Genomic DNA, 6,786 nt, shown 5'->3' with positions numbered 1-6,786 from the left:
GCGCGTCCGTTCATCTTGCGGTCGCCCACCATAATTTCGTCGTTGCCACCCGTGATAGATTCCCAAACGGTCTTGGAATCGTCCAAGCTTTCGCGGCCCTGCTCCATACTGATGATTTCAACGGTTTCGCCAATCTTGAGCGTACCGCCATCGGGCTTTTCCGTGCCCATGATCATCTTGAACAAAGTCGTCTTACCGGCACCGTTGGGGCCGATGATGCCCACGATGCCCGAGCGCGGCAAGCTAAAGTTCAAATCGTCGAAGAGCACCTTTTCGCCAAAGGCCTTCTGCAAGTGTTCCGCCTGAATGACGATATCGCCCAAGCGCTTGCCGTTCGCAATATGAATCTGGGCCACCTTGATCTGTTCGCGAGAATCTTCGGCCAAGAGTTCTTCGTAAGCCTTCAAACGGGCCTTGCTCTTGGCCTGGCGTGCCTTCGGAGAAGCCTTCACCCATTCCTGTTCGCGAGCGAGGCGCTTCTGACGGTCGGATTCGCCCTTCTCTTCGTTCTTCATGCGTTCGAGTTTCTGGTCGAGCCACTGGGCGTAATTGCCTTCCCAAGGAATGCCGCGACCGCGGTCGATTTCCAGAATCCAGTTCGTCACGTTGTCGAGGAAGTAACGGTCATGCGTCACGAGAATCACGGAGCCCTTGTATTCACGGAGGTGGCGATCGAGCCAAGCAACCGTTTCGGCATCCAGGTGGTTCGTCGGTTCGTCGAGCAACAACAAATCCGGTTCTTCGAGGAGCAGGCGGCAAAGGGCCACGCGGCGCTTTTCACCACCGGAGAGGTTCGTCACCGGCCAGTCACCCGGCGGGCAGCGGAGAGCATCCATGGCGATTTCAATATTGCGGTCGAGGCTCCACAAGTCCTGAGCGTCGATGATGTCCTGAAGCTTGGCCTGTTCGTCCAAAAGCTTGTTCATCTCGTCGTCTTCCATGGGTTCAGCGAACTTCATGGAGATTTCGTTGAAGCGGTCAAGCACGGCCTGCTTCTTGGCGACGGCCTGCATCACGTTTTCCTTGACGGTCAGGTTCGGGTCCAGCTGCGGTTCCTGCGGCAGGTATCCCGCGGTACGGCCCGGCTCAATCCAGGCTTCTCCTTGGAATTCCTTGTCGATGCCCGCCATGATGCGCAGCAAGGTAGACTTACCGGCACCGTTCTGGCCGATGATGCCAATCTTTGCGCCATAGTAGAAGCTCAAAGAAATGTCCTTCAGCACCTCCTTGTTAGGCGGATAGGACTTGGTCATCTTGTACATGTAGAAAACGAATTTTTCTGCTTTATTTTCAGCCATAATTAGATGTTCGGTTTTAGAGTTTAGGTTTTAAAAAATAAAAACGGCGATGCCGGCGCACTCAGGACAGGCAGCCGGCATGACAATTGCAAAACTATCTGTTATTCAAGTAATCAAGGACCTTGCTCGTAAGGTCGTTTTCCTTTTTCCAGAAAAGCACAGAGCCAGTCGCACGGTCCACGACCATGTCATAGCCTTCCTGCAGGGCAATCTCGTTAATCGCCTTGCGGATAAGCTGGATAATCGGGGCGCTCACCTTCTCGTTCTGCGTGATAAGTTCGCCCTTACGGCCGTACACGCGGTCGATGAAGGTCTTGAGCTCCGTATCCTTCTTGTTGTATTCGGCCTCGAGTTCGCGCTTTTTCTCATCGCTGAGCATCAGCATCTGCTTGTCGAGCTTTTCCTTGATAGCGGAAAGTTCCTTCTGCAGCAGGTTGGCCTGCTGTTCCCACTTGGCCACCTGACGGTCATATTCTTCCTGGGCCTTTCTCGTGCCCTTGTAGCCGTCGAAGATGAGCTTGGAATCCACATGCGCGATACGAAGGCCGTCTTCGGCAAAAGTCGCGCTTGCGAACACCATCATCAAAACGATTAGAATCTTGCGAATCATAGAGCCTCCAAATTCCCTAGAATCCCTGACCGATGACAAAGTTGAATTCCATGTCGCCCACCTTGGTGCGCTGCAGACCGGTGTAGGTCTCGCCCACATCGAGCGGCCATGCAAAGTCGAATCCGATAATACCGAGCATCGGCACCACAACGCGGAAACCGAAACCGATATCCTTCTTGAGGCTTGTCGGATCCCATTCGCTGAGCGGGTTCCTGCTGGGCTTGGCAACCTTCGTCTTGGGGTCATAGCGTTCACCGAACACGTTACCCGCATCGAAGAAGAACGGCAACAGGTAGAATGTCTGCGGCACGATACCCAGCTGGAGTTCGGCGCCGATGTACTGGTAGCTGCGGCCCAGGCGACGGTAACCGATAGAGCCCGAGCTGTAACCGCGCATCGTTCCTTCGTAACCCATCACGCCGCCCATCGTGTAGAGCGTGCGGTACTGCAGCTGGTCGCCAAAGATAACGCCGTACTCGTTGGTAAGCGCAATCGCGAGGCGGTCGCTGAACAGCGGGAACCACCACTTGATGGTAAGTTCAGTCTTGATGAAACAGAAGTCACTGAAGAGCAGATTGTCGGCCACCTGCACGTCGAGCACGTAGCGGGAACCTTCCGTCGGGAACTGCGGCAGGTTCTTGTCGTCGCGCACGATACGGAAGTTGATGGCAGATTCGATACCGGTGTAGACCACGTAGCTGTCGTCGATGTTCGGGCCCTGCTTGTTCATGAGCCAGCTGTAACCGATCTGGCCGTAGAAGTAGTCATCGGGCCACTTGAGGCGCTTACCCACATACACGCTTCCGCCGTAGCGGGTAATGTTCGGGTCGCCGTAGTCTTCCATGTTCCACCAGGTGTAACTGAGGCTTGCACCCAAGGTAATCGGCTTGTCGAGGAGCCAGGGTTCCTGGAAGCTGATGGAGGCGCTCTTCTTGTCGGCACCGTATTCCACATTCAGGCTTGCCGCCTGGCCGTCACCCATACAGCAGTTCGGGATAGAAATGCTAGCCGTACCCACAAGACCGTCGCTCTCGCTGTACGACACGCCCAGACTGAACTGGCCGGTTCCCGCTTCCTTCTCCTGCACGGTGAAGTCGAGGTCGACTTCCTGCTCGCTGTGGATCTTGATATCGGGCACAACCATGTCGAAGTAGTTGAGCTGCATGATTTCGCGGAAGCTGCGTTCCAATGCAGACTGGCGGTAGGTGTCACCCGGATACAGGCGCACTTCGCGGCGGATGACCTTTTCGTTGGTCTTCGTGTTGCCGTGGATGTAAACCTTGTGGATGCTCGCCGGGAGGCCTTCACGCATGCGGTACGTGAGGTTCACAATGGAGTCGTTCTCGAACGTGCGCTCTTCGTCGAACTGCGCAAACAGGTAGCCGTCTTCGCGGTAAACGTCAATCAAAGCCTTACGGGACGCTTCGTACAGGTACTGGTCGAATACGGAGCCGCTGTCGAGGCGGAACGTGTAGTTCAGCACCTTGTCGTTGAGCACCTCGTTGCCGGAGAAGTGCACGCTGCCCATGTAGTAGCGGCGGCCTTCAATCATGCCGATGTGGATGCAGATGGCGCTCGAAGTCTTGATGTTGTCGTACTTGTTCAAAAGCGGGAACATGTCCTCGATGATGTAACGCACCAGGAGCTTTTCGTCGTATTCCGAAAGCTTCTTGATTTTCTTGAGCGAATCAATCTTCGGATTGTTGAACTTGTTTCCCTTCACAATATTGAGCAATTCCTTGCGGGAATCCTCATAGCGGATAATGTCGTTCAAAAGCTTAAGGGCGTCTTCTTCTTCCTTGACCTGCGGGAGCGGACGGGTCACATACCCGTGGTGAGTCGAAGCCTCCCTCGCGCGGCGGAAGAAGTGCGAGACCTGCATGGTCGGCTTGCCCGCCATCTTGTACATGGCATTCGACGGATCCGACATGGCGCGGTTCAGCTGGTCGTAAAGCGGCTGGAGGCGATCCCCGACCGGCACCATACGTCCCAAGTAGAACAGGCAACTGGAGTCCGGCAGGTATTCGGCACGGAACTCAGTAAGTTCTGCATCCAGGTAACCGAAATGGCGAATGGCGTTGAGAACCGTATCGCGGTCGGCCTCGAACACGTTTTCCTTGAATTCACCACCGCCGTACCACTGGTCCACCTTCGTGAGCATGTGGTCGGTGATGTCCTCGTAAGGCACGTTGTCGTTGCCCTCGATTTCGATGCGGCGTACCTTGACTTTTTCGCCTTCGCGGATAATGAAGGTCACCTGGTTCTTGTTGTCGTCGATCTGAGTTTCGCGGTAACCGACTTCGGCCAACAAGAAACCTTCAGAATGGTAATGGTCAATCAACGCCTGGCGGTCACGTTCGAGCTGGCTCTTGCTGTAAACCTGTCCGGGAACCATGCGCAACTTGAGGCGCAGGTCGTCCTCGGAAATCTCGTCACATCCGTCCAGAATGGCGCTATCGAGCGCCGGAAGTTCCTTGATCTTGAAAATGAGGTCCACCTCGGTGCTGTTGTCCACGTAGTCGACCCAGGCCGACACATCGTCAAAGAGGCCGGACTTGTAGAGGGCGGCAACGGATTCCTGCACCTTGTCGGAAAGAGCCGACGGGGAATAAGTCTGGCCGTCACGGATGCCTATGCGGCTAAGGATAGAGCGTTGCTCCATGTTGACGTTGCCTTCGACCTTGACCTTGCGGACCGTATTTTCGGCCATGTAGTCCGTAGGCATTTGGGACATATCCAGCAACTGGGCGTGCATCAAACCAGCAAAGGCGAGTATCAGAATTACAATTCGGGAACGCAGAGTAAACCTACCTATAGAATCATAAAAAACTTAAAATACCGCACAAAAATACAAAAATTGAAAACTTCCGCCCAACCAGGAATACCGAAAAACGCACATAGTACGACAACTTTACAGCGATTGTAAAAAAAGCGGGGCCCAAGAAAAAATTTTCGAAATTTTTTCTTTTTTTCCCTGCATAAAAAGACTAAATTCTTTTCGGTAATTTTTACCCTCAACTACATACAGAGGATTTTATGCGTTCAACCGCTTGGAATGACGAAGAAAACAAGGTCCTGCCCGAAATGGCCCTGGACTTCATGCCCGAAGAAAAATTGCGTGACCTGCAGCTGCAGCGTATGCGCGCCACCGTAAAGCTTGCCTATGAAAAGGTCCCGCTCTTCCGTGAACGTATGGACGAGAAGGGCCTCAAGCCCGAAGACATCAAGAGCCTCAAGGACGTGGCCAAACTCCCCTTCACCATGAAGAAGGACCTGCGCGACACCTACCCGTATGGCCTCTTCGCCGTCGACATGAGCGAAGTCGTGCGCCTGCACGCAAGTTCCGGTACCACCGGCAAACCCATCGTGGTCGGCTACACCAAGGAAGACATGGACGTGTGGGCCCAGGTCGTTAAGCGCGGCCTCCTCGCTTGCGGCTTCCGCAGCACCGACATCGTGCAGAACTTCTACGGCTACGGCCTCTTTACGGGCGGTCTCGGCATCCACGGCGGTTTCGAAGCCCTCGGCGCGACCGTCATTCCTATCAGCGGCGGCAATACCGAACGCCAGGTGATGCTCATGAAGGATTTCGGGGTCACCGCGGTGGGCGGAACGCCCAGTTACTTTGTCCGCATCATCGACGTCGCCGAAAAGATGGGTATCGATATCCGTGACCTGAAGGTCAAGCGCGGTATCTTCGGTGCCGAACCCTGGAGCGACGGCATGCGCGACTACATCGAAGAAAAGACGGGCATCAAGGCCTACGACATCTACGGCCTTTCCGAAATCGTGGGCCCGGGCGTGGGTTGCGAATGCGAGTGCCGCGACGGCATCCACATCTTCGAAGACCACTTCTACCCCGAAATCATCGACCCCGAAACTCTTGAACCGCTTCCGGACGGTGAAGAAGGCGAACTCGTGCTTTCTACGCTCAGCAAGAAGGCCATGCCCATCATCCGCTACCGCACACGCGACATTACGACCATCGAAAAGACGAAGTGTAGCTGCGGCCGTACCATCCGCCGTATCCGCCGCATTGGCCGCCGCAGCGACGACATGATCATCATGCGCGGCGTGAACGTGTTCCCGAGCCAGATCGAAACGGCCCTCCTCCGCGCGGAGAAGGCACTGCCGCACTACCAGATTGTACTCGACACCAAGAACAACATGGACACGCTCGAGGTCAAGGTGGAAGTTTCCCGCGACATGGTGAGCGACTCCATGAGCGCCATGGAACAGCTGAACAAGAAGTTCAAGCACTCCATCGAACAGATTCTCGGCATTTCCGTGATCGTTACGCTCTGCGAACCCGATTCGCTGCCGCGTAGCGAAGGCAAGGCAAAGCGCGTCATCGACAACAGGAAGAAGATGTAAGGAGGTACAACATGAAGATTCCGCAAGTATCCGTTTTCGTATCGAACCGTCCGGGCCGTCTCCAGGCCGTGTGCCGTTCCCTCGCCGACGCCGGCGTGAACCTGCTTTCGCTCACGCTTGCCGACTCGGGCGAATTCGGCCTCATCCGCCTTATCGTCAGTGACCCGGAAAAGGCCGTTGACGTGCTCGCCAAGGCGGGCCTCAGCGCCACCATCACCGACGTGGTAGCCTGCCCCGTGAACGCGGCCATCGGCGGCCTCGCCGAACTGCTCTCCACCGCGGTCGGTAGCCAGCAGATCGACTACATGTACGCCTACCCCTCCACCCTGAACGGCAGCAACATCATGATTCTGCGCTTCCAGGACGTGGACAAGGCCATCGAAGCCCTGAAGGCAACGAACTTCAAGGCCATCAGCAAGGAAGAACTGCTGGGATAATCCCATTGCGTCATTCCGAGGCGGTTAGCCGAGGAATCCAAAAAATATAACGCCGAGCCCAAAGCCC

The 6,786-nt window shown here is 55.3% G+C and carries 5 protein-coding genes; 2 read left to right on the top strand and 3 right to left on the bottom strand.

All coding sequences use genetic code 11. The annotated features are described in order from the left end of the window. The 3 genes from ettA to IK012_RS00265 all read right to left on the bottom strand — a co-directional run. On the bottom strand, nt 1–1,298 hold a 1,298-nt coding region (ettA, locus tag IK012_RS00275; RefSeq protein WP_290949144.1), incomplete at its 3' end, for an energy-dependent translational throttle protein EttA. A 94-nt stretch (nt 1,299–1,392) separates the two neighbouring features. Next, nucleotides 1,393–1,908: an OmpH family outer membrane protein gene (locus IK012_RS00270; protein ID WP_290949141.1), complete on the bottom strand. Its 516-nt coding sequence runs from the start codon at nt 1,906–1,908 to the stop codon at nt 1,393–1,395. 16 nt (nt 1,909–1,924) lie between these two features. Next, nucleotides 1,925–4,633, bottom strand: a complete 2,709-nt coding sequence (locus IK012_RS00265; protein WP_290949138.1) for a POTRA domain-containing protein — start codon at nt 4,631–4,633, stop codon at nt 1,925–1,927. Between the two features lie 311 nt (nt 4,634–4,944). Between IK012_RS00265 and IK012_RS00260 the strand changes: the two genes are divergently transcribed. Beyond that, nucleotides 4,945–6,282 (top strand): phenylacetate--CoA ligase family protein, encoded by a 1,338-nt coding sequence (locus IK012_RS00260; RefSeq protein ID WP_290949136.1) that lies wholly within the window; start codon nt 4,945–4,947, stop codon nt 6,280–6,282. A gap of 11 nt (nt 6,283–6,293) precedes the next feature. Then, nucleotides 6,294–6,719 carry an ACT domain-containing protein gene (locus IK012_RS00255; protein WP_173379659.1) on the top strand — a complete coding sequence of 142 codons (426 nt, stop codon included), beginning with the start codon at nt 6,294–6,296 and terminating at the stop codon, nt 6,717–6,719. Nucleotides 6,720–6,786 lie beyond the last annotated feature (67 nt).

The sequence above is a fragment of the Fibrobacter sp. genome, from assembly GCF_017551775.1.
Taxonomy (GTDB): Bacteria; Fibrobacterota; Fibrobacteria; order Fibrobacterales; family Fibrobacteraceae; genus Fibrobacter.
This window is presented reverse-complemented; position numbering and strand designations above follow the sequence as displayed.